The sequence below is a fragment of the Aquimarina algicola genome (genome assembly GCF_006443095.1).
Classification (GTDB): domain Bacteria; phylum Bacteroidota; class Bacteroidia; order Flavobacteriales; family Flavobacteriaceae; genus Aquimarina; species Aquimarina algicola.
On the sequence record NZ_VFWZ01000008.1, the window covers coordinates 133,719 to 160,077 of the forward strand.

Annotated in this window: 22 protein-coding genes; 17 read left to right on the plus strand and 5 right to left on the minus strand. The window is 30.8% G+C overall.

The annotated features are described in order from the left end of the window. The gene (locus tag FHK87_RS20815) at positions 1-930 is read left to right on the plus strand and encodes an alpha/beta hydrolase (protein WP_140596253.1); all 930 of its coding nucleotides are present in this window, start codon (positions 1-3) and stop codon (positions 928-930) included. A gap of 69 nt (positions 931-999) precedes the next feature. On the opposite strand, the gene FHK87_RS20820 is transcribed toward FHK87_RS20815, so the two are convergent. The 3 genes from FHK87_RS20820 to FHK87_RS20830 form a co-directional block, all read right to left on the minus strand. Beyond that, positions 1,000-1,908, minus strand: a complete 909-nt coding sequence (locus FHK87_RS20820; protein ID WP_140596255.1) for a hypothetical protein — start codon at positions 1,906-1,908, stop codon at positions 1,000-1,002. Positions 1,909-2,120: 212 nt separating this feature from the next. Then, positions 2,121-2,633 (minus strand): GNAT family N-acetyltransferase, encoded by a 513-nt coding sequence (locus tag FHK87_RS20825; RefSeq protein WP_140596258.1) that lies wholly within the window; start codon positions 2,631-2,633, stop codon positions 2,121-2,123. A gap of 14 nt (positions 2,634-2,647) precedes the next feature. Further along, positions 2,648-3,337, minus strand: coding sequence for a DUF6058 family natural product biosynthesis protein (locus FHK87_RS20830; RefSeq protein WP_140596261.1), 690 nt, complete (start codon positions 3,335-3,337; stop codon positions 2,648-2,650). A 202-nt stretch (positions 3,338-3,539) separates the two neighbouring features. On the opposite strand from FHK87_RS20830, the gene FHK87_RS20835 reads away from it, so the two are divergent. The 9 genes from FHK87_RS20835 (at position 3,540) to FHK87_RS20880 (ending at position 16,832) form a co-directional block, all read left to right on the plus strand. Continuing rightward, positions 3,540-4,754 carry a SprT-like domain-containing protein gene (locus FHK87_RS20835; RefSeq protein ID WP_140596263.1) on the plus strand — a complete coding sequence of 405 codons (1,215 nt, stop codon included), beginning with the start codon at positions 3,540-3,542 and terminating at the stop codon, positions 4,752-4,754. A 2-nt stretch (positions 4,755-4,756) separates the two neighbouring features. Continuing rightward, positions 4,757-10,240, plus strand: a complete 5,484-nt coding sequence (locus FHK87_RS20840) for an AAA domain-containing protein (RefSeq protein WP_140596265.1) — start codon at positions 4,757-4,759, stop codon at positions 10,238-10,240. A gap of 51 nt (positions 10,241-10,291) precedes the next feature. Next, the gene (locus tag FHK87_RS20845; RefSeq protein ID WP_140596267.1) at positions 10,292-10,675 is read left to right on the plus strand and encodes a hypothetical protein; all 384 of its coding nucleotides are present in this window, start codon (positions 10,292-10,294) and stop codon (positions 10,673-10,675) included. Between the two features lie 140 nt (positions 10,676-10,815). Further along, positions 10,816-11,172 (plus strand): hypothetical protein, encoded by a 357-nt coding sequence (locus FHK87_RS20850; protein WP_140596269.1) that lies wholly within the window; start codon positions 10,816-10,818, stop codon positions 11,170-11,172. 148 nt (positions 11,173-11,320) lie between these two features. Beyond that, positions 11,321-11,725, plus strand: a complete 405-nt coding sequence (locus FHK87_RS20855; RefSeq protein WP_140596271.1) for a hypothetical protein — start codon at positions 11,321-11,323, stop codon at positions 11,723-11,725. A gap of 569 nt (positions 11,726-12,294) precedes the next feature. Then, positions 12,295-13,176 carry a sterol desaturase family protein gene (locus tag FHK87_RS20865; protein ID WP_140596275.1) on the plus strand — a complete coding sequence of 294 codons (882 nt, stop codon included), beginning with the start codon at positions 12,295-12,297 and terminating at the stop codon, positions 13,174-13,176. A 356-nt stretch (positions 13,177-13,532) separates the two neighbouring features. Further along, positions 13,533-15,209 (plus strand): T9SS type A sorting domain-containing protein, encoded by a 1,677-nt coding sequence (locus tag FHK87_RS20870; protein WP_140596278.1) that lies wholly within the window; start codon positions 13,533-13,535, stop codon positions 15,207-15,209. 456 nt (positions 15,210-15,665) lie between these two features. After that, positions 15,666-16,157, plus strand: coding sequence for a hypothetical protein (locus FHK87_RS20875; protein WP_140596281.1), 492 nt, complete (start codon positions 15,666-15,668; stop codon positions 16,155-16,157). 27 nt (positions 16,158-16,184) lie between these two features. Beyond that, the gene (locus FHK87_RS20880) at positions 16,185-16,832 is read left to right on the plus strand and encodes a VOC family protein (protein ID WP_140596283.1); all 648 of its coding nucleotides are present in this window, start codon (positions 16,185-16,187) and stop codon (positions 16,830-16,832) included. A gap of 452 nt (positions 16,833-17,284) precedes the next feature. On the opposite strand, the gene FHK87_RS20885 is transcribed toward FHK87_RS20880, so the two are convergent. Together FHK87_RS20885 and FHK87_RS20890 are read right to left on the minus strand one after the other, a co-directional pair. Next, entirely contained in the window at positions 17,285-18,553 is a 1,269-nt protein-coding gene (locus FHK87_RS20885) for a S41 family peptidase (RefSeq protein WP_140596285.1), read from the minus strand. 167 nt (positions 18,554-18,720) lie between these two features. After that, positions 18,721-19,371 (minus strand): hypothetical protein, encoded by a 651-nt coding sequence (locus FHK87_RS20890; RefSeq protein WP_226294349.1) that lies wholly within the window; start codon positions 19,369-19,371, stop codon positions 18,721-18,723. A 363-nt stretch (positions 19,372-19,734) separates the two neighbouring features. Between FHK87_RS20890 and FHK87_RS20895 the strand changes: the two genes are divergently transcribed. From FHK87_RS20895 to FHK87_RS20925, 7 genes are all read left to right on the plus strand, one after another. Then, entirely contained in the window at positions 19,735-20,826 is a 1,092-nt protein-coding gene (locus FHK87_RS20895) for an alpha/beta hydrolase family protein (RefSeq protein ID WP_140596290.1), read from the plus strand. Positions 20,827-21,119: 293 nt separating this feature from the next. Further along, the gene (locus FHK87_RS20900) at positions 21,120-21,593 is read left to right on the plus strand and encodes a DUF4174 domain-containing protein (RefSeq protein WP_140596293.1); all 474 of its coding nucleotides are present in this window, start codon (positions 21,120-21,122) and stop codon (positions 21,591-21,593) included. 166 nt (positions 21,594-21,759) lie between these two features. Beyond that, entirely contained in the window at positions 21,760-21,948 is a 189-nt protein-coding gene (locus FHK87_RS20905; RefSeq protein ID WP_140596296.1) for a hypothetical protein, read from the plus strand. A gap of 94 nt (positions 21,949-22,042) precedes the next feature. After that, positions 22,043-23,332: an outer membrane protein assembly factor BamB family protein gene (locus tag FHK87_RS20910; RefSeq protein ID WP_140596299.1), complete on the plus strand. Its 1,290-nt coding sequence runs from the start codon at positions 22,043-22,045 to the stop codon at positions 23,330-23,332. 300 nt (positions 23,333-23,632) lie between these two features. Further along, a complete protein-coding gene (locus FHK87_RS20915) occupies positions 23,633-24,091 on the plus strand; it encodes a hypothetical protein (protein WP_140596302.1) in 459 nt (152 codons plus the stop codon). Positions 24,092-24,268: 177 nt separating this feature from the next. Further along, on the plus strand, positions 24,269-25,396 hold the full coding sequence (locus FHK87_RS20920) for a leucine-rich repeat domain-containing protein (RefSeq protein ID WP_140596305.1): 1,128 nt from the start codon (positions 24,269-24,271) through the stop codon (positions 25,394-25,396). Between the two features lie 165 nt (positions 25,397-25,561). Further along, positions 25,562-26,290: a lysozyme inhibitor LprI family protein gene (locus tag FHK87_RS20925; protein ID WP_140596308.1), complete on the plus strand. Its 729-nt coding sequence runs from the start codon at positions 25,562-25,564 to the stop codon at positions 26,288-26,290. Positions 26,291-26,359 lie beyond the last annotated feature (69 nt).

Sequence of the window (26,359 nt, forward strand, 5' to 3'; positions counted from 1 at the left end):
ATGAACCCTGATAGATTGGCGCCAGAGATTAGAAAAGCAGTTCTTTCTTTGCCCAGAATCCCATGGCATATCAAATCATTGTTTCCAATATCGCGTTTGATGTATAATATAGGAGCTCGTACTCCATTAGATAAAGGTGTAAAGGTAACAAAGGAAGTAAATGATGGTGTCGAAATGATGATATTTACTCCAAAGAATGCTGCACCACAAGGAGCTATTCTATGGATGTTTGGAGGGGGGCACTGGGCAGGGAAACCCAAACATCTCAATAGTATATCAAGCAAAGTTGTTAATGAGCTGTCAGTAGCAGTTTTTGTTCCTAATTATCGATTAGCACCCAAGCATCCTTTTCCAGCAGATATAGATGATTGTTTCAAGTCTTGGAACTGGTTGGTCAGTAATGCTGAAAAATGTAATATCCCCTCTGATAAATTAGCTATAGCAGGGCACAGTGCCGGAGGAGGTATTGCTGCTGCATTAGCACAACGTATTAGAGATCATGGAGGGATACAACCACAGGCTCAATGTTTGTTTTATCCAATGATAGATGATAGAACGGCTGTCGATCATTCTTTAGATATCAAAAATCATTTTGTCTGGAATAATAAGGTAAACCGAATTTGTTGGAACACTTATCTTAATCCACACAGAGCAGGAGCCAAAAAATTACCTAAATATGCTGCTGCATCTCGGTGCGAAAATCTATCTGGACTCCCTTCTGCCTGGATTGGGCAATGTGAATTAGATCTCTTTTTTGAAGAATATAATATCTATGCCAGACGTTTAAAAGAAGCGGGAATATCGTGTGATATACATTTGGTAAAAGGTGTTCCTCATGCTTTTGAGGTGATGGCTCCAAAAGAGGAGATTTCTATACAATTTGAAGCTGCCGCCATAGATTTTTTAAAGAAATCATTAGGAATATCGTGAATTCTGAAAATATTATTTTTTAGAATCAGAAGAGATGGATAACGAATTCAAAAGTTTGGATGTATAATATTAACACATAGGACTCCAAAATTGATTGTTCATCAAAAATTCTCTAAAGGTAACCGCCTCAGGTCGGTTACCTTTTTCTTTGATATAAAATGCTCCTGTTGTTCGATCCCAACCAAGAAGTAACCATTGATGTTTAATTTTGGTAAAAAGATCATATTTTTGTTTTAACTCTTGTAGCATACTTACCAATTCCATTTTATTTTTAAACCCTTGATCAGTCTTATCGATAGTTTCATATACTAATGCCGCATCAGATTCTGAGATGTTATCAAACTGATTTTTTAAAATATACTGTAGCGTCTTTGGGTTTTTAATTTCTCTTACGATTTTACTGATTTGGTATAATTGATTATAATTTGATGTATGGCTCTCTTCTGAATATCCAAATACGATATTACCTTTATTTTTAATATCTAACCCAAATGGAATTGTTTTAAGAAAAACTTTGGTATCAGTACCTTTTCTTGGGATTTCAAGATCAACATAGAATGTTGCAGTTTGATTGAAGGACTCAATATCTTGTGAAAAAAAGCCATCTTTCTCAAGGTCAAATGGAAATATGGTAGTGAATTGATCACTAGAAGAAAATTCTCTTTTCCAGGAACACTCCCAATAGCTTTTCTGAATGAATAAGTATTGACCTGACTTTTTACGGTATGCTCCTGCTATACTTTCACAACTACAACCACATGTAGGCCAGCCTCCTGCAATTTTTAAATATCCATTTTTAGAATCATCAATAATTTCATCATAATCAATTTTTCCGTCATCGTCTACATCTTCTAGTGAATTATGACAACTTTGCACTTGCTTCCAGAGTTGTTGACTGAGGGTTTGATTGATCTGACCATATATAGTTACAGAAAATAGTAGAATAAGTAGTAGATATCTGATTTTTCTTGTTTTCATTTCTTGGATAATTAGTCAACATTAAAAGGTTGTAATACTATAGCTTTTTAATAGCATTTGAAAATAAACATTTTAGACAAACTTTACTGGGGGTTATAAAATTAATATATGGTTTTAGAAGTTAAATTTGATAAGCTTTATGACGCTCTTTTTTTGCTTATATGATTGATATAATTTTAGTTTAAAAGATATGCTTCTTCATTTTGGACTCGTTATTTTTTTAATATGAGTTTTAAAAACTCTTCTCCTGTTTCACTATTTATTAATATTTCTGTTTTTTCTATTCCCCATTTTTCTAATAGTGTTATTGAGTCTAAATTTTTAGGATTAACAGTTGCAATTATTCTCTTTTTCCAATCTTGCTGTTTTTCTTTTATAAAAGACAAAACCTTACTCATTATACCTTTCCGTCTTTCATTGGGATGGATCATATAAACGATTTCCAATTCAGTATCTGTTGTATGCTCTGTTTCTTTTAGTTCAAGGTGACCACATAGTAACTCATTTTTATAAATGCCCCATATCCAAAACCAACGTTCATCATTTCTATTATAGATCTGAAATATTTTTTTGAATAGCTTTCGTTCATCATCTTCAATCCCACTCGAACCACCCATGTATTGTATTGAAAATTCGTCTAATACGATCTCAATATATTTGTCTTCATTTTCGAGAGCATAAGGCTTCAGGCTAAAAAAATCTGTTTGAAATTCTGGCGGTAGCATTCTTTTGACCCTTTTTAAGAGTCATACTTTTTGATCAACTCATCTAATTGATGTTTTTTTAGAAGTTGATCAAGATACTTCCCTCGGCTACTACTTTTTCTTTGATAAGGTGCAAACAAATTAGATACCTCATTATATTGGTCATTTAATTGTAAGAGTGTTTCCTTTTCTGAATCAGAAAGAATTTTACCATTATGTATTGAAATAAAATCGATTATTTTTTTTACAGCAATTTCCTTTTTCGCAATCTCTTTGCCAGTATTATTTAGTGTACAAATGCCGTAGATTTCTTGTAGGTAATATTTCCATTCTTTTTCAAATTCCTCTTCTAGTTTACTATCGTCTATACTCCCATCAGAGGCCAAAATGTTACCATAAGCATATAAATTATCGTCATGGCTTAAAAAAGTTTCTATAAAATCTTTCTTGATATCATTTTTAAATGTATCAGGATTTTGTTTGGTAGCGTTTTGTTTAATTAATGCAATCGTACTTTTGGGAAAATACTGTTTTAGCGCTGTAATTTTTTTACTGTCGTCCAAAGGAGATGTTACAATAGTAGTAACTTCAATAGTGTAAGAAGGTTTAGGAATTAAATTTTTATCAATTAATCCATCTAATTCTTGAGAAGAAATATTGGCTTGGATGCATATATCCTGAAACTCTAGATAATGTTCTTCTATGTATTTAATATCGGTATCCATAACTTTTGATAGTGTATTGCCGTATTCAATTTTACTTTTATTTACACAATGTCAACTTATTATTTGATAAAAGCAATACTTGGCTCATCAAATTATTTTTTACACAAAAAAATTAACATTACTCAAATGCATAACAGGGTTATGATAATAAAAAACATTAATTTGCAGAGATATAAGAGTTCAGGGATACAAATATTTTTATATGAATACACTTGCACCGTTTGCGTATCACAATACATTAAGGGATCATTTTAAACAAAGAAAAAAAACTTGGGAGTGGTTTCAGTCTGATACGATCAAAGAAAAACAGATTACTAAATTCAAATCAGATCTTTTAAAAAATACATATCGTTTGGATAAAACTTCTCATCCAGAAGTGTATGAGATTATCAGAGAGATACAAGAAATTCTTTTTATTGATGCAGATGTAACCGTATATCAAGAATATAATAGTACACAATTAAATGCCGGGATTTCTATTGTTGAAAAAGAGGCACATATCGTATTATCAGGCAACTTGCTTAAAATTTTATCACCCGAAGAAGTAAAAGCTGTACTTGCTCATGAACTGTCTCATTATCTTTTTTTCAAAATTGAAGATGGAAGCTTTGAAGTAACCCAACGTATTATTATTGCACTTGCCAATGATTATCGTAGTGATGATGCTTATATACAAACTGCCAGAATATATCAATTATATCTAGAGCTGTATTGTGATGCAGGATCTCTTTTGGTATGCAAAGATTACAAGACAGTGATCAGTGCATTGGTAAAAATGAATACAGGGTTATCAGAGGTAAACGCAGATAGCTATATTCTGCAAGCTGAAGAAATCATAAAAAAAGATCCCGAAGCAAGTAAGAACTTTTCACATCCCGAAGCTTATATTAGAAGCCTTGCGCTTAAGTATAGTAGAGACAAGGAGCTAAGTCCGGCTATAGAATGGAACAGTTTAATAAAAGGGGCATTAGATCTCGAAACACTTGATATTTTTCAACAAAAAGAAGTGCAAAAATATACCAGAGATATCCTTAAACTAATTATCGCACCGGATTGGATGAATACGTCTACAGTGCAAAATTTGTGTAAAAAGTATTTTAGTGATTTTACAAGGACAGCCAAAGGGATGTCGGTTGATGAGTTGGCAGACATTATCAAAAAAGCAAAAACATCAATTCATGATTACTTTAGTTATGTATTATTAGATTTTGCTAGAGTCGATGCTGATCTAGAAGAATTGGCACTAGGGTATACCTTAGAAATAGCAGAACAATTACAATTACAAGAAGCATATTCAAAAATTGTACGCAAAGAACTTAAATTAACTGCCAGAGCTTTCAAAACACTACAAGAAAAAATACTACAGGAGTTAGTAAAAGTAAACGAAAACGGAGAAAACGGATTATATCAGGAATAAATATGAATACACAAGAACATGCTTTTTTTGATTTATTGATCAAAATAAAAGAATACGGACAAATAAAGTCTAGGGATTTTGTAGCGTATGTAATTCCTTTTCTAAAACAACTCAACGATTACAGAGCACAAAATAAAGTAGCATTTCTAACTTCAGTAAACAAGATAACAATAGATAAAGGATTTCTATACCTTGATAAAGAGGGAGAAGATTTTGTTTTAACTTCAGAAGAAATATTTACAAAAAACATTAATGATTCTGTACTTACAGTTGAAGAAAATTATGTAGAGTATAATGATATTTCTTCGGGTACTGTAAAAAGAACAAACTTAAATATTGTAGAGGATACACATGCTAAGATTGATAGGCCTGTTTATTTTCTTAACTACTATCCTTGGGATTATCATCAAGGAGTATATGATCCGCTAACCGATATTTTTGTTGCCGGCCAGTTGCTGGCAAGCTTGGCTTTTGGGTTAGACTTTAGACAAAAAGAAGAACTCTCTTCATTTGTAGAAAATCGTGAACGTCTATATTTCTTAAATAAGAATTTACATCCTACTATTATTGATGTGATTTATGAAATGACTGCATTGTACCGAGAAGACAGAACCACAAGTGTAGAAGAGGTCATAGTAAAACTCGAAAATTACAGAGAATATAATCCGGAAAACTATGTAGACTTAACAAATACAGAAGGATTTCGACGTCAGGATGTTTCCGAAAGAAATACCTGGATCTTATCAAGATTACGCAATAGATTATTTGATATTAGCAGAAGAAATAAGTTGTTGTATTTTTCAAGTAAAAACAAGTTTGTTAACCTTACCATTAATTCTGTTCCTCTTTTATTAGACTATAAAAATATTACAGAAAACGATTTGATATATTGGAGTGAGGGTATCAAAACCAAAATAGTTGATACAAAAAAAATACGGCTCAATCAGTATTTGGATTTTGAAAACAATCGTTTTTTAGCCCCTTCTTTGAATTCAATTCGATTAGAAGCCAAAAAAAGTAAAGATGAGTATGGGTTTAGTCAATTACGTACGGTAATTGCTTTTTTACATTGGTATAATTATAAAGAGAACGAAGAAGAACGTATTACATCACCACTTTTATTAATTCCTACAGAAATCACAAAGAAAAAAGGGGTTCAAGACCAGTTTGATCTCTCATTTTATGATGGCGAAGCAGAGGTAAACCCGATACTAATTCATTATTTTAAAGAATTATATGATATTATACTACCCGATTATATCAATCTCGAAACCACTTCTATAGAAAACTTAATAGCTTCTATTCAATCTCAAATCGATACTGGTAATACAGGAATTCGTTTCAAATGGCGTAAAAAACCAAAAATTCAACTGATTCATTCTATAGCAAAGAAAAATTATAATCTAAAGCGAAAAAAACTCAATAATCGTAGTAAAGGAATCAATCTAAGATCGTTTTCTTACTCATACCAATCCAAAAACTACGAACCTTTGGGATTACAGATTTTTAAAAAACATATTAAAAGTAAAAATGCTGTTCTAGAAGCTATTATCAATGATGATATCAAACCAAACGTTCAATCTATTATACCGGAGAAAAAAACAACGTTTTATCATAACGATAATGATGGCGAGATTAATCCCTTGGTTTGGGAGGTGGATACCTGTAATGTAACTCTGGGTAATTTTAGATACCGCAAAATGAGTTTGGTCAGTGATTATAATCATATCATTGATTCAAAAATTAAGGATGATATTTTTGAAAAAATCTTTAGCGAGAGACCAAAACATATTGATCTTGATGCGTACAAAACAGTAATGAGTCACGATGACTTGTTGAATAACTATCCTATTATTACGGCAGACCCTACACAATGGAAAGCCGTACAGATTGCAAAATCAGGAGAAAGTTATATCATACAAGGCCCTCCCGGTACCGGTAAATCACAAACCATTACCAATCTAATAGCAGATTATATTGCTCGTAGAAAAAAAGTATTGTTCGTTTGCGAAAAACGTGCAGCATTAGATGTGGTGTATCATCGATTAAAAAACAAAAAATTAGATGACTTATGTTGTCTTATTCATGACTCACAGACAGATAAAAAAGAATTTATTCAGGATCTCAAAAAAACATATGAAGATTTTCTAACCAATAAAGTCAATCATAATTCAATACAAAAGCGTAGACATGCGATTATTCAATTAATAGATCAAGAGCTTTCGAGTTTGAATTATTTTCATCAGACTATGAAAGAAGGTACAGTTTCTCCATTAGAGTTGTATCAAATTCTTTTGACATATACAGAACACGCAACACCTTTAACACCAGATGACTTAGAACAATTACCTACTATAAAAGAATGGCAGCAACATAAATCCTGGATTACGCAGTGGACCAAAGAACTTAATAAAAGTATTTCTGAATATAATCTGGCTAAAGTTTCTTTTGAAATATTAGGAAGCAAAAACCCAAAATCAAAAGTAAGAGAACTGCTTACAGACAGTTTTTATACACTAGACGCATTAATAGAGAGAGTAGAGGTACTTTCCTTTGAAGAAGCTGAAGATCAAACCTTTTTTGATTTTGATAAGCACTTTGCATTAGCGCAAGAGATTAGCAAGGTGTATGAAGCCGATAAACTTCTTGTTTTTGAATCAAATTCGTATGAATACAGAGATTTTTTAAAACTCAAAAAAGAATTAGATACACTCGAAGAAAGCAAAGCAGAACAGGATCAAAAAACAGTAAACTGGATTCAAAAACCCGATGCAGATGAGACAAGCTTTGCTTTACAAAAATGGAAATCGTATAAAAGTTCTGTTTTTCGCTTTTTTAATCCCGGGTTTTATAAACTGAAAAAACAGATTACAGAAACGTACGATTTTACAAAGCATAGTATCAAACCAGACATAACAGATGTTCTGGAGCGTTTGCAAAAAGCACATGATATAGAAGCCTCGATCACAAAAACGCATAAAAAAGCTGTTGATACCTTTGGGGTTGCACTTACACAAGATACGCTCAACTGGATACACAATACGCAACAAGAAAAGGAAGTGTTATTACAACAATGGATCAATAATACAAACAGAGATTATCTGGACTTTCTGATCCAAATGAAAGATAAATATAATAGCCTCCAAGAGCAATGTAATGCAATGGGGTTGTCTATAAAACATCTTACTTTATCCCAGTTAGAAGATCAACTAACAGACATCAAGCAAGGTTTGGTAGTATTTCATGAATATAAACCGTATATTAAACAGCTACATGAAGTAACGGCAGCATTAAGAACGATTTTACAACATAAAAAATGGTCTGTAGAAGAATTTGAGTTTAATATTGCATATGCTGCATTACACAACATTTATAAAAACGAATCAGATTTTGCAGATTTGGATGCCACAGCATTACAGCAAAGTATTCTTAATATAAGTACATTACTGCAAGATTATTATGAAAGTAACGTAGAAATTATAGGAGCCGAAGTACGACAAGGGTTTCTAAATAAAATTAGACTTACAGAAACCCCGGTTTCTCAGCTTACTAAAGAAGAAAAAGAAGACAAAAAACGGTTAAACAGTGCTCGCAGAATTCTCGAAAATGAGTTTAATAAATCCATGAGATACAAACCAATTAGAGAACTGGTATCGGGCGAAACCAATGAGTTGATTACAGATATAAAGCCGGTATGGTTGATGAGTCCGTTAAGTGTTTCTGATACTATGCCGATCAAGATCGAGATGTTTGATGTTGTTATTTATGATGAAGCAAGCCAGATTACTGTAGAAGAGGCTGTACCTGCATTGTTTAGAACCAATCAAACAATAGTAGTAGGCGACGAGATGCAAATGCCACCGACTAACTTTTTTGCAGCAACAAATTATGCAGATGAAGAAGAAGAGGAAACTGAAGAAAAAATAGGCATTAGCCTAGATGCCGATAGTATTCTTAATCAAGGAACACGCAAATTATCATCTGTCATGCTTGGGTGGCATTATCGAAGTAAGCGTGAGAGCCTGATTAGTTTTAGCAACACAGCATTTTATAAAAAGCGATTACTCACTATACCTGATCAAAAAATAAATCAAAATGTACAGGATGTTATACCCCCAATTACCAATACAAGTGATGAGGTCGATATCAACGAAATTTTAGAACGAAGTATCAGCTTTTATCATTTGGAAAATGGAGTGTATGAAAAAAGAAGAAATACAGAAGAAGCGATCTATATTGCTAATATCATTTCACAGTTATTAAAGAGTAATTGTAATAAAAGTATAGGAGTTGTAGCCTTTTCAAAAGACCAGCAATCCGAAATAGAATTAGCGCTGGAAACCTTATCGAACAAAGACCCTGAGTTTGATCTCTTGCTGGAAGAAGAATATCAACGATTTGATGAAGATCAGTTTAATGGATTATTTGTAAAAAATCTTGAAAATGTACAAGGTGATGAGCGCGATATTATTATTCTAAGTATTTGCTACGGCTTTAATGCACATGGTAGAATGCTGATGAATTTTGGCCCGATAAACAGAAGCGGAGGCGAAAAAAGGCTCAATGTAATTTTCTCCAGAGCAAAAGAGCATATGGTAGTCGTGACTTCTATTCTTGATAAAGAGATTAAAAATGAATACAATCCCGGAGCCAATTATTTCAAGAAGTTTTTGTCTTATGCAAAATTTATTTCAGATGGTAGACTCAACGATGCTAATGTAGTACTAGATAGTATTTATCAAAATGAACACCAGATAAAAGTACAGTCAGTGAGCCTTATTGCCCACCAGATTAAAGAAATATTTGTATCCAAAGGTTACGATGTAGACGAATCTATAGGACAATCCCATTTTAAATGCGATTTGGGGATCAAAGCCAAAGAAGGGCAAAAATATCTACTTGGTATTATGATCGACAGAAGCTCATTTTATGAAAATGAAAATATCATCGAGCAATACTGTCAAAAGTCTAAAATATTAGAAGGGTTTGGATGGAGAATTGTAAGAATTTTTGCCAAAGACTGGTTTGAAAAACAAGAACATTGTATCCAACAGATTGAATCTATATTAAATGGTGAGTTTACAATACTCAATCGATCTGTAGATGTCGAAAAACTAATCTCTAATCACATCATTAAACAAGAGATAGTAGATCAAAACCGTAATGGTAATACAACTGTAAAAGAAAAAGTTGATACAACAATTACAGAAGAAAAAGCTGATGAACCAAATACATCTCAAAAAAACAAGAAAGATACTCAACAATTACATCCTGATATCGACTTTACAAGATTAGAGTTTACCTCAGAAAGAAGTAATAAATTTTGGGAGATTGGCCAGGACAACAATACATTGATCATTCGCTACGGTAGAATAGGCAATACACCACAGGTATTATCAAAATCGTATAAAGATACGTATGAGGCTACAAAAGAAATGGAAAAACTCATTACTAAAAAGAAAAACAAAGGATATCAAAACACTTAATTATTAATGAAGTCAAGATGACTTCAATATAGAATTAAAACCTGCAAGATTATGGTAACAAAACGGATGGTTATTAATCTCAAAACGATCCTAAAGGCAAAATTATATTTCTTTTTGAGAAGGAGTATTTGGAGATATATGTTAGGAGCTTTCATTTTTGCATACGTATCACCAATAGAGTCACTGGGAATAGCACGTTCTTTTGCTTTGTATTTTTTTGGATTGATTGCATTTGTCCTGCTATTATTATTGATAAGTGCCAAGATACAAGCTAAAAAGATACGATATGATGCCGATGTTATTTTTTATGAAGATCATATAACCATTACCCATAGAAACAAAGATTTGGTTGAGACCAAAGATTGGAGTTGGATCAAAAAAATTGATGATCAAAAAGATGCTCTTCATTTGATTGTAAATAAAAGAACACGATAAATGATGTCTATTTCAAAAGATGCAATTACCGAAGAAGATCTTATGTTTTTTCGAGAAAAGAAATCTCAACTTAATTTGTGACAGTGTATAATGCATAATGGGATAATAAATTGAAAAGGAGTTTTAAATTAATATAAAAAATGAGTTACGATTTAGACTTTTGGAAGTATAAGAAAGGGATATATTTAGACAATCAGGAAGTTTATGAAAAATGTTCTGATGCACAAACTATAGATGGCTTAGAGGATTTACCCATTGAATCTATTTTGAGAGATGTTCAAAAAGAATTTACCAGCTGGAAAATGAATGATAGTAATATAGATTTTGAAAACCCCAATGGAAATGGTAGTTTTCAAATATTTACTACCAAACAATTTGTTCGATTTGATTGCTACAGAATGAGTGGAGAGGATATGAATAGAATAATTGATATAATGTATGAATTTGGTTGTCCACTTTATGACCCTCAGGTGCCTCAACGGTATGATCAAGAATAAAAACTATTTACACTATCAATAATCATAACATAATTCAATAATGATAAAAATGCTAGTGATCAAGTATATATGATTATCAACATTTACAAATGGTTAACCACATAGAAATACATATTATTTTAGTAGCAAACATTAGATCGAAGTAAAAATGGAATTTCCCAAAATCATATTTATAATTATAGTGTTAATTATTACTGGTTATATCATTTGGAATATCAAAATTTATAAACGTAAAAAGAATTCAAAGGGATTAATTCGAAATATGATTTTATCGATTCTAATTGTCGGATTTAGTTGGATTTGGTTTGTGCCAGTGTATGTTGGGCAATGGGGAGAATCTCCTGTTTGTAAGTTCAGGTTTCAAGTATTTGTGTATGAAACTCATTCTTATTCTGGATATGGAGACATACAAGATATATTAATAAAAACCAGACCCAGAAAATATGGAATGAGAGATTTTTATAAAAAAATAGGCGGTTGGAAAGAATATTTTGGATTACAAAAATCAGACTATCAAACCTATGAAGAGTATTTTGGAAAAGAAACAGAATAATAAAACGTTTGCTAACGTGATTTCTTATGCAATTATCGTTTCAATTAATCCCAATAACTATACTAATAGTTATTGGATACTAGATGTTTAATTAAAATTTGTAGACAAATAGATTTATATACACCATCACAAGAAAACCAAAAAAAGATGAGATAGCAGAAATTTGCTCATGTTCTTTAACTTGTCTAAAATGGACAAACAACTTGTACTATACTGACCTTACTTTTATCGTATGAAAAATTATAAATTTGGCAGTTACTGGTTTCTAGGTCTATTTGGTCTGATCGGCTTTTATAAACTACCAACAATGGTAGATTATTTTCAAGGTCAAGAGTCGATTTGGCAACTACTTAATATACTTTGGTTCTCTTGGTTTTCTTACTTTATACCAAAGAAAGTAAACTCAAGATAATGAACTTCGCCAGTACTTTCAATAACTACGAGCTATAAAAAGAATCATTTTGTTGAAAAAAGGAGATAAAAGAATGTCTAAAATTTGTAGTGAAATATAGATAAACTTTTTGATCCAGATATAAAATACGTACATCTACCTATCAAAAACTAATACTATGAGTTTTGCAAGACTTATCTCTCTGTTTGAGGAATCGCCCTTTATGACTTATATTGCTTATTTTTTCATTTTCAATATGGCTATTATAATCTTAGAAATTATTATAGACGTAATTACTGCAAAAAAAAGAAGATGGAAAGACTCATTAGCTAATTTCAGTATATTTTTAATTAATCAAATATTAGAAAAAACGATTGTAGGTACTCTCGGGATTATTGTATTAATGCCTTTTCATTATTTTACACCTTTCTCTATCCCCGAAAGTTGGTGGTCTTGGGTTTGTGCTATAATTGCTGCAGATTTTACCTATTATTGGATGCATAGGATAGAACATGAACATAGGATTTTGTGGGCAAATCATAGTGTACATCATTCTTCAAAAGATTATAATTTAACGATCTCACTTAGATTGAGTATAGTAGAACCTTTAATTGAATGGGTATTTCTCGTTCCTATGGTACTCATTGGGTTTAGCCCTTTTCAAGCTATAGTAGGTCTGATATTTGTAGCTCAGTTTCAAACCTGGATACATACAGAGCGCATTACAAAACTAGGTTGGTTAGATTTAGTTTTTAACACCCCCTCTGTTCACAGGGTGCATCATGGATCAAATAGAAAATACTTAGATAAAAACTATGGTGGGATTACTATGATATGGGATCATATTTTTGGAACATATCAGAGAGAAGAAGAAAAAGTAATATATGGATTAACTAAACCTATCAATACCAATAATCCATTAAAAATTAATTTTATAGAATACAAAAATATTTGGCAAGACGTAAAAAAGTGTAGAACACTTAAAGATAAACTTCGTATTATTTTTGGAAATCTTGTTTGGAAACCAAAGTATTTTACTGAAAAATCTAAACAAAAATAGCATTGTATTTTGCTAAATAAAATCACATATTTTTTTGAGGCAAATGCAATTTTTTTTGAAATAATAATCGATATTATTCTGGTTAGGATTGTTAATGCAAGTTAAACACTGTTAATTTCTGTTAATTTGGTATGAATATTAAAGCTATTGTTTTTTTAGGATATATGTTATAAGATTTTTCTGGTTAAATACTTTTTTTGCATTGTTTTTACAAGTATCTTAAGTTTGTAACATATTCTCTTTAATTCTAATTTTTTCTTCTTAATTGTGGTAATTTAATCAGTTATCACGCGGTTTTTCCACAGTACAGTTTTTAATTTAATCCCTACATTTAGGTAACTCTTAAAACTTAACATATGAAAACAATTATTTTATTTGCAGCAGCGATATTTTGCTCTTTTATATCGTTTGGCCAAGTTACAAATGAAGGAAAACCCGCTAGCTGGGAAACCTCTTTTAAATCTTCAAAAAAGAGTATTTCAGAAATTAAAATGCCCTCTTTTAATTTAGAAAAAATTAAATCAGAAGATAAGGTTAATGATTCTGATAGATCCACGCCCTATAGATTCGGTCATGAGTTTAAAGTAAATGTAGATATCAAAAAAGATGGAACATTAGATGTTCTTCCAAACGGAGATCATATTTATAGAATAGCAATTTACTCTGAAGGCGCAAAGACACTAAATTTTGTTTTTAATAGATACAATGTACCTACAGGAGCTACCATTTATTTATATAGTGATGATAAAACAGATTTGTTAGGAGCATACACCAATGTATTTAATCGCCCTGATCAAATGCTGGGAACCTGGATGGTAGCAGGAGAAAAAGTATGGATAGAATATAGAGAGCCTAAAGATGTTGTTGGTCAAGGGGATATAAATTTGGGAAGAGTAATCCACGGATATCGATCTGTAACTGATGTTGAGATCAAACAGAAAGCATTAAATGATTCTGGCGATTGTAATGTAGATGTAGACTGTAATATTGGTACAGGTAATGCGATCAAAAATAGATTAAAGCACTCTGTAGCTTTTGTTATCATGCAAGGTTTTGTTTGTTCGGGTAACTTAATAAACAACACAAACAATGATGGCGCTCCTTTCTTTTTGACAGCAAACCATTGTGATGCAGGACCAGAATCTACTTGGGCATTTCGTTTCAACTGGATTAGTCCAAACCCTTCTTGCGCTACAACAGCAAATAGTACAAATACCTCAGTAAATCAAACCACTAGTGGAGCTACCAGATTGGCTAGAAATTCAAAATCTGATGTAAAACTCTTGCGATTAGATGGAGGTTTAGGCAATAACTGGGATTTAGAATTTGCAGGATGGGACCGTTCAGGCAGAGTGCCAACACGTTTTACTCTTGGGATTCATCACCCGGCGGGAGATATTATGAAAGTATGTAGAGATGATACCTCACCACAAAAGTTTACTAGAAGTTTTAATGGAAATCCATCTACAGAAATGTGGAGAATTAACAATTGGGATGTGGGAGTTACAGAAGGAGGATCATCAGGATCTGCACTTTTTGATAGAAGAGGAAGAATCATAGGTCAATTAGCCGGTGGATTTGCAGCATGTTCTGGAACCAATGATAATGGTCAAGAAGACTGGTATGGTAGATTTGATATCTCTTGGAATTTTGGAAATTCTAACAGTACAAGACTTTCTAACTGGTTAGATCCAAACAATACAGGTGCTACTACTCTTAATTCTATTTCTAGTAATAATGTTAAAGTTGATGATACTGTTTCAGTTGCAGATCAAAATAACGAATTAACTAGTGATGTAGCAGTATTATACCCTAATCCAACAGATGGAGTCCTTAATATCGTTAACAACTCGGGGAGTAAATTAACATACAACCTCCTTAGTATAACAGGACAAGAAGTAAGAAAAGGAGAACTTACTGAGCGCAATACAGTGTTAGATATGAGATCAACTGGTAGCGGAGTGTATTTTATATCCATCACCGATACATCAAATAATAAAAATATCACCAAGAGAATTGTTATTGATAAATAGCGACAATCTTTACAATGATAACAAAAAGGTTTTGTGAACATCTTTCACAAAACCTTTTTTTGATACCTGCCAATAATTAGGTAACTGCATGAAATCATCAATATTAAACTATAAATATCTTTTGTTTGAACCTTAAAAACTTAATAGAACACATTACATTAGTAGAGCAACTAATGGACCACCAATCATTAATTAAGGATTATAAACAATGCTAATCAAAAGCTTATTCTTAAGCTAAAAACGTTCTTATCTAGATGTATTTATGATCGGATTAAAAAAATAATCTAAAGTAGAAGTCTGTAAAAAAACTGGCAAAAGATTGCTGATTTTTGAGAATACAACTAATTTTAGAAAACAAAAATGATACTGTTAGTTAAGGATAGATAATTGTAATCATTTTATAAATGTTTTAGGTACTTGTATGCTGTTCTAACCAATTAAAGAAAATAATTGAAAATGGGAATATTTGATAGATTTAAAAAATCAAAAAAAGAGCGTAAAGAACAATCAAAAGTTGATACTACAGATCAATTAGATGATTTTACAATAGATATAATGAAGTCAGCTGATTTCTTTGTTTCTAATACCTCTAATAGGTTTTCTGGACTAGATTATTCTGTAAAAAGTCTTGAACAAGTAGATAATGCCTTAGAAGAAGCTTCTGATTTTTATGATGAAATGACATCTGAGCAACAACAAAATATAATTTCTACTACTGGGTCTTATATTTTTGAAGTAGCCAGAAAAAACTTTGGCGGGAAATACTTTTGGTATGATAAATTAAACCAACCAATTTTTGTTACTGGACAACCTGAATTTGAAGTCTCTATTTTAGTGTTTGAAAAAGTTAAAGGAAGACTTGAAAACGGTAAAGAAGATAACATACCTTTCTATTTTGCAGGTTATATTGAAAGAGTTAAAAACAAACAATCGGGAATGATCGTATAAAGTTGATTGCAACCCGACCTAGAAAATATGGAAATAGACCACATATTTATATTTTCCAGTAATGATGGAAAAGAAGCTGAACATTTGGTTGACTTTGGTTTGACTGAAGGGAGCAGTCGACTTCATCCGGGACAAGGAACCACAAATCGAAAATTCTACTTCGAAAACTTTTTTTTGGAGATACTTTGGGTTGTAAATGAGGAAGAAATTCAAAGTGAATTGACTTCTAAAACAAAACTATGGGAGCGTTCTCAATTTGAAAAAAACGGACATTCACCTTTTGGTTTGTGTCTTATAAATTCAGAATCAACCGACAAACTTTTTGAAAAGAGTGAAATTTACCAGCCGAATTATTTTCCAGAAGGAATGTCGATTGATATAATTACGAATGAAAAACACCCACAATTCCCCTGGACATTTAGGCTTCCTTACAGAGACAAAAAGAAAGCTTATGATGAACCAACCAAACACTCAAATGGAATAAAACTTCTGACTCGGACTGAGTTTGAAATACCAATAAATAATAATCAACCAAAATTTAATACTCATTTTCGTGAGATTGATAATATTGAATTTAAAAAAGGGAATAAAATGCATCTAACCCTTGAATTTGACAATACTAATCAAGGAAAATCAAGAGAGTTTACAGCGCTAAACTTGACGATTAAGTATTAAATAAAAATTCTTTATAAGCAGAAGATTTTTATATAATTGGAGATAGACCTGTTTTTACTAACAAAGTGCAGCTCAAAAACAATTAGTATGTAATCAAATGTTACTAACAAAAACACTTGATCTCGTAACCTCTTAATTTATAAAATTCACTAATTATTTTAATTTTATAAGGGTTTTTATTTGCCATAAGTAGTAAAGATAATTATTGCTGGTTGTAAATTATGGCAAAGTCTTTTGTGAAATCAGAGAATTTTACTTTTCCCAAAGTGGGTTCGTACTTATAGATTACTATCATATCGTTGAGTTTCTTGCAAGGCTACATAGTCTTCTGTAATCCATGGGTTCATTCCAACTTGTAGTGAACCTTCCAGATACTATACACTTGTTACAATGACCTATTTCAAATCAGGTTTTCCTATAGCTACACCAAGTATTTTTGTAATTTCATAAAACTATTTTTCCTTTATATCATTAATAACCCATTCCATCACATTGTCTATTCCTTTAGAAAAACTTTCCCAATCATATTCAATTAACACATCAGGTTGTACTCCTTGCGTTATTTGGTCTTGAAATCTAAAAAGACGTTTTGAGTAGGTCACAATCATTTCTGAATTTGGAAGTACAAACTGTCCCATGTCTTGATAACCGGTAGGGTTAGAACCCGTAGGTTCTCCAACGATTTTTGCATTTAGAATTTGTCTGAATTGTGAAGCATTACTCGTAGCGGCAGAAAAAGTTACTTTGTCTGTTAAGACATAAACACCTGATTTCCAATCAATACTATCAGAAAGATTGAGGTAGTAAGCTAAGAACGTACCTACAAAAAAGTCGCCACCGCCATTATTCCTTAAATCGATGACTATTTGTTTTATATTATTCTTTTTAATAAAAGTCAAAATAGACTCTCCAAAAGATTCCATTTCGGTAAAAGAAGGATAGCTTTGAAATTTTATATAAACTGCTTTGGTATCTCGTATAGGGCTGAACCATAAGAAATCATGTTTTGAGTCAGCTGGTTTTTCTAACCCTGGAATTACAGTTTTAATAGATTGAAATTCTGTATTCTCGTAATAATCTTTATTGCTTATAGCTTTTAATGAGGCCTTTGTTTTCTTATTGTTGTTATCTAAAAAAGTAAATTCAGCCTCAAATTTTTGTTTTGTTAATTGTAAGCCATACAAAAATTCTACATTCATTAAGTTTTGCTTTGTTCTATGTATTTTAGATTGATCATTTTCTACATATTGTGCAATTTCACCAATTTTTTCAGCTATTTCATTGATTGAGATACCATCAATACTTGCTAAAGTTGTGCCTAGGAGATTTTTGTGTTCAAGAGTTGTTTTAATGACTTTCCAGTGTTGATTTGTATAATGAACTTCTATTGGGAATTTGTGCATTTCGATACCTTTAGCTAAAAATGAGGTATGACCATCTCCAATTTTTCTAGTTAATCGCATTAAATCAATGATTACATCTATATTGGTTTTTTTATTCAATTTTGATTTTATTTGCTGTAATTCTTCTTCAAATTCAACTTTGCTAATTTTATTATATAAGTCTATATGATATTTTTCGAGATTGATTTTATATAAATCGATGTCTTCAGACCAATGTTCAACATTAGCAGACTGAAAGCAAACGTTAACAGGAGTAGTTTGGGAGCAACCACTTAAAGTGATTAATAGCAATAAGGTAGTAATTAAAAATCTGATCATAAATTATTCTGTTTATATTTTAATTATATGAAATATGCTTTATTTGTATCTGGTTACATAGTTTGGTATTTAACTTTGCATATACGCATCAAACTGAAAATTTACGAGGATTTTTAATAGTAAGGACAATAAGTAATTGGTAACCATTATTATGAGGAGTTTTTTATTTAGTAATAATACATTTCTAATTCATCAAAGTCTTTTATTTCAGATAGTTTTATTAGGTTTTCTATTGTAATAGTACTCCATGTTTCCTTAAATTTTTCTTCACCGCCTTCATCATTATCATTAATATTCTCTTTGATTAATTTCTTTTTAGTCAAAAAGTTAATACTTGTTATTTCGTTTACTATTGGTCCATGATTACTGCTTGCATCATACCCGATTAATTCAAAGTTAGAATTTTGAAATCTGAAAGTGTATTTCCAATATCCGTATCTTCCATGTCCGTAATGCACAAATAATTTATTATTTTTAATTTCAATCCATAATTCGGGTGGAAAATAAACGCCACCATCCTCATTTTCGGATGAAAAACAGTTATAGTTTTTATCGGCAATTTGATAACCTTTTTCGTTTTTAAATAGTACAATAATTCCACGTCTGTTTCTATCGACTTTTTTGTCAAATCGATTTGTAACAATATTAACCGGGTCAGTTTTTTTGGTTATCAAAACACAATCTTCTAATCCATCTTTATTTAAGTCACCAAAATATTTTTCAAATTCTATATATTCTTTAGGGATAAAATCAGAAGGTTTACTATTCTGTGCTTTACAACCAAGAATTGCCAATAGTAAAAAGGGTAATATTTTCATGATTACTTGCTTTATGATCTTCTAATGTAATGCTTTCTATTAAACTAGTTTGATAATTGCACATATTAATAGAAGATTTAAAATTAGCTTTATAAATACTAATCTAAGCTAATGGTCTTTATAAAACATATTTTAATGTGATTTTATACCTTGTTGAATGCTGGTGCTATTTATCTCTTTCAATATTTCTTGAATTTGTGTATTATATAATATTCTTTTTAGGATGCAGGCACATATACAATAGAAACAAATAACGATGATAAGTTGTACGTAATAATTGATAATTTTAGAAGGCATAAAAACTTAGTAAGAAGTGTAACATATATAACAATTTGATAGTCTTAGAGATAGATGCTACAACAAATGACGAAAAGATCAATATCATTTACTACAATTCTGGTTATTGTTTTATTCTTTTTGCTTCCAAAAGCATTCGGTCAAACAGTGTCAGAACCATTTGAATTTAAATTTGATAATAAAATATTAAGAGGATTAATTGAAAAACCACAAAATAAACAGACTAAGGCCATCGTAATTCTTATTCCGGGATACGGTAAAACTGATTTTGTTGAAGGGAACTGGTACTCTACATTAAGGAAGAAACTAGTAGCATCTGGACTTACAGTAGTTTTCTGGGATAAAATGGGATGTGGTAATAGTGATGGCAAGTTTGATAGCAATCAACCTGTAAAAAACTCAGCCGATGAGGGTATTGCAGCAATCCAGAAGATCAAAAAGTTGAATATTCCCGGTTCTGAGAAGATAGGCTTTTGGGGTATTAGTAGGGCAGGTTGGATTATTCCCTTAATCAATGAGCAGTTTCCAATCGACTTTTGGATTTCTGTAAGTGGTACAGATGACAAAGAAAACTTTGGATACCTTCTGAAATCAAATTTAATCATTGAAGGAAAAAACAAAGAAGAAGCTCACGAGTTATACAAGTCATGGATGCTTGGACACAAACTATTTTGTACACAAGGTAATGTAGAGGATTATGAAAGCGCGATTCGACCATTAAAACTTGATAGCCTTAGCCGTAAATTATTTGGATACTCGAACATTTCTAAGATTACTCAAGAAGACAAGGAAATATACTTACAAGAACAAAAACAATATACTAGCAAAGGACACTTTGATGTAGAAAGCGGCTTATGGGTTTATATAGATGATTTTGACAAAATATTACAAAAGATAAATGCCCCGGTTTTAGCATTGTTTGGCGCAAACGATTCACAAGTAGACTGGCGTAAAACCAAAGAGTTATACCAAGAAACAATTGGTGTTAACCCAAATTCAACATTAACGACAAAGGTTTTTCAAAACTGCAACCATGTATTACAACAATGTGTCACTTGTGGATGGCGTGAAGATCTATCTGCCTCAAAATGGCAAGCCTGTGATCAATATTATGAAACAATGATAAGCTGGTTAGAACAACATAAATTTATAGAATAATAATTACCGAGCTTGATTCATCAACCTGAACCTTATCTAGAAACGAATAGAAATGTATGATACTAGTGTCGCAAAAAATAGTAGATATTTAAGATAGATAAAACATATTTATGCAATGAAAATGGGAGATATAATGTTTAGATTAAAAATCATGCTCTGGAGCGATAAATGATTTTTTAGGAAGAGAATTAATTCATTATCACTAAATAAAAAAGCTTATAACACTTAATAAAGAATAAAAAAATGGTGTTTAACCAAACGTTGCATTCAATACTCAGATAGGACTATAAAGGATGAAACAGAATAAGACAGTATTAATCAGTGGTATTATTATTATGATGATGATTTGCTTTTCATTTATGGATACATATGCACAAGATTTAGAAAAACATCAATGGGAAAATAGGGTTTTGATTATTAAAACATTAGATAAGACATCAAAAAAATACCAAAAACAAGTAAAAGAGTTTCAAAATTCAATTGAAGGATTGATTGACAGAAAATTTGTATTGTATAAAATCATTAAAAATGATTTCACATTGATAAATTATAAGGATAGTATATTGAATACTTCAGGAAAGATCTCAAAAAAACTAACTACTAAAACTTTAAACAAGAAAGAAAGTTTTGAAATCATTTTAATAGGTCTAGACGGACAGATAAAACTTCGACAGGTAGAAGTATTAACAAAAGAAGATCTTTTTAAAATAGTAGATGCAATGCCAATGAGAAAAAACGAACTAAAACAGAATAAATTGAAAAATTAAAAATACCATAGTACAAAATAATATTCTATCCAGATTTGTTTAAAGAAAATACGGGAGATCCATATCAAAAAGAATTCCGTTGATCTGTAATAGGTCTATAACATTTTGCAAAAATTCTGTAAAAAAATATCTAAATTGAGCTACAAACTATCAAAGCCTTTACAAAATGAAAAAAATAACTAAAAGAAAATCATTACTTCTATTATCTATTGGAATGGTTATAATTGCGACCTCACAAGTATTTAGTCAATATTTTGAAATACCTGATATGGCAAAAGGTTCTTTTATAGGTGTTGGAATTGGATTATTACTTACATCTTTGATTTTTGGAAAATTCAAAACGGAGGATAGTTAATATCATTAAAACCAAAAAGTTTATTTGTAAAGTTCATTTCGTGATCGATTGAACAAATTAGAATTTAGTATTGAAAAGCATATCACAAACAAAGATGAAAAACATGTTGCCAACACTTATCAAATTGGTATTTAGAATAAAAATATATGTTTTTTCCTTTTTAACTTTTATATCAGTAAGCTGTAATAGTGTCAAATGGCATACTTTTCAAGCCAATAATCAAAGGACAGGTTTTGTTGATAGGCCAGAAGTTCGAACACCAGAAATTAAATGGAAAACTTATATTGGGATACAAGGTTATTTAAATAATACAATCATTAATTCCGGCGATGTTTATGTAGGAAGTTCTGGTAATACGCATAACCAACCTGATAGTTTAGATGGAATTTACAGTATAAAAAAATCAACAGGAAAGATAAACTGGCATTTTAAAACGTTGACAGATGCTAATGGTGTAGCTTTCTCAAAAAATAAAATTTATGCCACTAGTGATGATGGATATTTAAGATGTATTAGTGCTGGTGATGGAAAAGAAATATGGAGTATTCAGAGAGAAGGAGAACTCTACTCGCAACCATTGGTTATCAATAATTCGGTAATAATAGGGGATGCTACTGGTGTAATCTTAATAATAGATATAAATTCTGGTAAAATAATCAAGGAGAATAAAGTAGCTTCGTCTAACGTGAGAGGAGGTTTATCTTCTGATGGAGAAAATATTTATGCCACCTTTGTCGAGGGGGTTATTGCCTGTTTAGATAAAAACGGAAACCTTAAATGGAAAGTAAAAGGGGAATTCAATGATCAGTTTGGTGAAGATTTTTATGGGATCTATGCGTCACCAACGATTTATGACAATAATTTGATTGTACCTTTTATTCGTTCTACATATTATGATACACCTGCAGTATATGCATACAATAAAACCAATGGAGAATTAGTCTGGAGAGCGACTGATAATAGTGGTGATACAAGTGGAAATGTTAGAAGTTCTGTCGCTATTGCCAACGGTTATATATATTATGGATCTACTTACTCAAACACACTTACAAGGTTAAATTTAGCAGATGGGATATTGGTAAACGAATATCCTATGGGTAAACCCACACATCCCCATTGGCCATCACCTGTTATCGCAAACAATATGTTATATTTAGGCAGGCATGATGGTAGTTTTAATGCATTCGATATAAAAAGTAATACACTGATTTGGCAATTATTTATAGGAGATCATAACAACACAAAACAACCAAAAAACAAACATACAGATTGGTGGAATCCACAAAACGGAAGTGTTTATGCTACACCAAGTATTGATGTCGATGGAACAATTTATGTTGGTAGTGGAGAAGGTTGGTTATTTGCTATTAGAAATAAAGAATAACGCTTAGTAATTTTTAAGGTTTTTTTGTATTTATAAAGCCTGCAAACATCTAAATGAAAATACATATTTTGAGACAACTTTAAAGTGTCAAAAAAAACTATTCAAAAAAGTAAAAGAAAGTTAAATCCCTTATATCAGATTTTTACTTTTTTAGTTTGGTAACAATGTTTAACCAGTAGAACCCTATTATACTATAAGGATATCATATCAGAGCTGTATTAGAAAACAAATTTTTGCAACTTTGTAAAAGATATATATTAAAAACACCTTTTATATTAAAGGTTGTAGATAATTTGAGAAATGGAAATAATAATCGTAAAGGGCAAAAATAGAAATACTTTAACTTGCAAAAGAAAAGATGGAACACTGACAAGCCTGAATCTTGGGCCAGATATCCCGAATCACGATATTGCTCATTATGTGGTCGAAAAAGAATTCAATTTAGAAAATGGTTTTTATGGAAAGATTAAATCTGGAATGACTATAGAAGAGTTATCTGACAAAGAAATCATAAAAAATTTGGATCCTGAAATTTGGCTATCTGAAATTATGACAAGAAATCTTCAATCTATTGGTTCAGGAGCAGCAAAAACTGAACAATTTATTGAGTTAGTAAATTGGGAAGCTCAAAATATTGGTGGAATTAAAGTTCCTAATATGAATTTGATGGATATTGAAAAAATGAAGTCAGAATTTGGTGAGCTATGTGAAAGATGGAATTTGACACCTGAAAACGGAGAGTTAAAACTAATTTTTTAATAAAAAACGACATACAACAATAGGTAACCGAAATTGCAATGAATTCTACTACGCTCGAATCTACTCAGAATTGCTAAGACTAATACTTAATCCAAAATAATTGCCTAAATTTCCCATGACCGACGACTCAACGAAGACCGTTATAAAGAATTACAAGAAAGGAAAATCAATAATTAAATGAAAATTACATATTTACTTACCCTATTTTTCATAACATCCTTCTGTTTTGGACAAAACATTGAAGAACAATATAAAGAAGCTTTATACAACACAGAATATAACAATAATCTACAAAGAATTTTTGATGATATCGTTGAAATCAAACCGATTTTTGCGACTGGTGATGATAATAAGGTTTTAAATTACACATTACAGCCTAAATCTGATTTTATAATAACTCGAATAGCTTATAGAATAATAGGTACTTTACCTGATGATGATTTAGAGAAGGACGGGAGTATAGAAAGAGTTGTAATTTCTGATTTAATTGGAACACATCAATTTAAACCTAAAAAATTTTCTATCTATTTAAATTATTATGATGAAAAACTTGATGAAAGAACTATTCCGGACTATCCAAAGACTTGGAAAGAAATGGATATGGAACTTGATATTATATCACTTTCATTCAAAAGTGCTGTTAATGAAGAATCTAAGAAGTATATAAAAAGAAAAAGAAGTATCTCAATAGCAAAATTAAAGAATTTAATACATCATAATCCCGAATTAAAAAATATAAGACTTACTTCTTCTCAGAAAGCAGAAATTAAAAAATCTAACTTGATTACAATTACAAAAAATATTAATTGGTCTCATAAAGATTTTGATTGTAATGATAACGAAATAGAAATATTAAAATTGAATAGAATATGGGGGGATGATTTTTTGCAAGGCGCGATGTATAACTTACCAGAATGTATAGAGTCTTTTGATAAATTGAAAAAAATTAGGTTTTCTAATCACGAAATAAACGAAATACCAGAATATTTATCTTCCATAAAAACTTTAGAAATAATAAGTTTACCTAAAAACAAAATATCTTCCCTGCCAAAGAATCTGGAAGAATTCACTTCTCTAAAAGAAATTGACGTAGCTGATAATTTTATTTTAAACCTTCCTGAAACCGTATTTTTTCCATTAGGCATTGTGAAAATTAATTTATCTAATAACTATTTGACCAAAGTGCCTAAACAAATCTATAAATTAAAATACTTGACATACATTAATTTGAAAGGAAATAGAATACCTGAAAAAGATATTTTAAAACTAAAAAAGAAATTGAAAAACTGCGAAATAATTTACTAAGTAAGTCTCTACAATATTGGCTATAATTAATATGGGTTTTAATACCTAATATAAAGTTTATTACGATTGAATGTTTAACTAGAAATAAAGACAAAATCTTTATCACAGAAAAAGGAAAAGGTGTTGTTTAAAAACAACTAACGTTAGCAACAAATTGAAAAGACAATGAAAAACCTATATATATTCATAATTCTGATATTTAGTTTTAATTGTTTCTCGCAAACTCAAGCAGAAATGAATAAAGAGGCGTATGCAGAATTTAATAAATCAGACAAAATATTGAATAAAATATATCAGACCATATTATCTGAATATAAATCTGACTCAATGTTTGTCGAAAATCTTAAAAAGTCCCAAAGGCTTTGGATTCAGTTTCGAGATGCAGAGATGGAAATGAAATTCCCAAATTATAATGATAAAAACTATGGTTCAATTCATTCAACTTGTAGGGCATTTTACTTAAAAGAACTGACAGATAAAAGAATCAAGACCTTAAAAGAATGGGTAAGTGGCACAGAAGAAGGAGATGTTTGTAATGGTTCGGTAAAAATTATTGAGGAAATTGACCCTCAATATATGGGAAAAGCTTACGTCGAAAAAGACAGTATTATTTGGATGTCTGCGAATATGAAAAAAGACCACAGGATCTTTGGATATAGAGGCAAGGATATCTATTCAGAAAAGTTGATTTTGTTATCAATATTCACAAATGAAGTCGAGAATAATCCTTTTGATTGTGTATATGGAGCATTTTATGACACGAATGGAATGAAAAATATGAAACTAAAATATATCGCAACCGAAAATGAATTTTTGAAAGTAGAAATAATAAAAAACGGCAAGTCTATTGATGAGGTTTATATGCTTAAAAAATGGTTTGAATTTGAAAAATAAAACCAGTAACCAACAGTAGTATAAATAATTGCTTGTTCTCTCTAATTTGGTAAATACTTACAAAATTTT

Coding starts and splice junctions, on each gene's coding strand:
- FHK87_RS20815 (WP_140596253.1), top strand. CDS start 1: ATGAACCCTGATAGATTGGCGCCAGAGATTAGAAAAGCAGTTCTTTCT.
- FHK87_RS20820 (WP_140596255.1), bottom strand. CDS start 1,908: ATGAAAACAAGAAAAATCAGATATCTACTACTTATTCTACTATTTTCT.
- FHK87_RS20825 (WP_140596258.1), bottom strand. CDS start 2,633: ATGCTACCGCCAGAATTTCAAACAGATTTTTTTAGCCTGAAGCCTTAT.
- FHK87_RS20830 (WP_140596261.1), bottom strand. CDS start 3,337: ATGGATACCGATATTAAATACATAGAAGAACATTATCTAGAGTTTCAG.
- FHK87_RS20835 (WP_140596263.1), top strand. CDS start 3,540: ATGAATACACTTGCACCGTTTGCGTATCACAATACATTAAGGGATCAT.
- FHK87_RS20840 (WP_140596265.1), top strand. CDS start 4,757: ATGAATACACAAGAACATGCTTTTTTTGATTTATTGATCAAAATAAAA.
- FHK87_RS20845 (WP_140596267.1), top strand. CDS start 10,292: ATGGTAACAAAACGGATGGTTATTAATCTCAAAACGATCCTAAAGGCA.
- FHK87_RS20850 (WP_140596269.1), top strand. CDS start 10,816: ATGAGTTACGATTTAGACTTTTGGAAGTATAAGAAAGGGATATATTTA.
- FHK87_RS20855 (WP_140596271.1), top strand. CDS start 11,321: ATGGAATTTCCCAAAATCATATTTATAATTATAGTGTTAATTATTACT.
- FHK87_RS20865 (WP_140596275.1), top strand. CDS start 12,295: ATGAGTTTTGCAAGACTTATCTCTCTGTTTGAGGAATCGCCCTTTATG.
- FHK87_RS20870 (WP_140596278.1), top strand. CDS start 13,533: ATGAAAACAATTATTTTATTTGCAGCAGCGATATTTTGCTCTTTTATA.
- FHK87_RS20875 (WP_140596281.1), top strand. CDS start 15,666: ATGGGAATATTTGATAGATTTAAAAAATCAAAAAAAGAGCGTAAAGAA.
- FHK87_RS20880 (WP_140596283.1), top strand. CDS start 16,185: ATGGAAATAGACCACATATTTATATTTTCCAGTAATGATGGAAAAGAA.
- FHK87_RS20885 (WP_140596285.1), bottom strand. CDS start 18,553: ATGATCAGATTTTTAATTACTACCTTATTGCTATTAATCACTTTAAGT.
- FHK87_RS20890 (WP_226294349.1), bottom strand. CDS start 19,371: ATGAAAATATTACCCTTTTTACTATTGGCAATTCTTGGTTGTAAAGCA.
- FHK87_RS20895 (WP_140596290.1), top strand. CDS start 19,735: ATGACGAAAAGATCAATATCATTTACTACAATTCTGGTTATTGTTTTA.
- FHK87_RS20900 (WP_140596293.1), top strand. CDS start 21,120: ATGAAACAGAATAAGACAGTATTAATCAGTGGTATTATTATTATGATG.
- FHK87_RS20905 (WP_140596296.1), top strand. CDS start 21,760: ATGAAAAAAATAACTAAAAGAAAATCATTACTTCTATTATCTATTGGA.
- FHK87_RS20910 (WP_140596299.1), top strand. CDS start 22,043: ATGAAAAACATGTTGCCAACACTTATCAAATTGGTATTTAGAATAAAA.
- FHK87_RS20915 (WP_140596302.1), top strand. CDS start 23,633: ATGGAAATAATAATCGTAAAGGGCAAAAATAGAAATACTTTAACTTGC.
- FHK87_RS20920 (WP_140596305.1), top strand. CDS start 24,269: ATGAAAATTACATATTTACTTACCCTATTTTTCATAACATCCTTCTGT.
- FHK87_RS20925 (WP_140596308.1), top strand. CDS start 25,562: ATGAAAAACCTATATATATTCATAATTCTGATATTTAGTTTTAATTGT.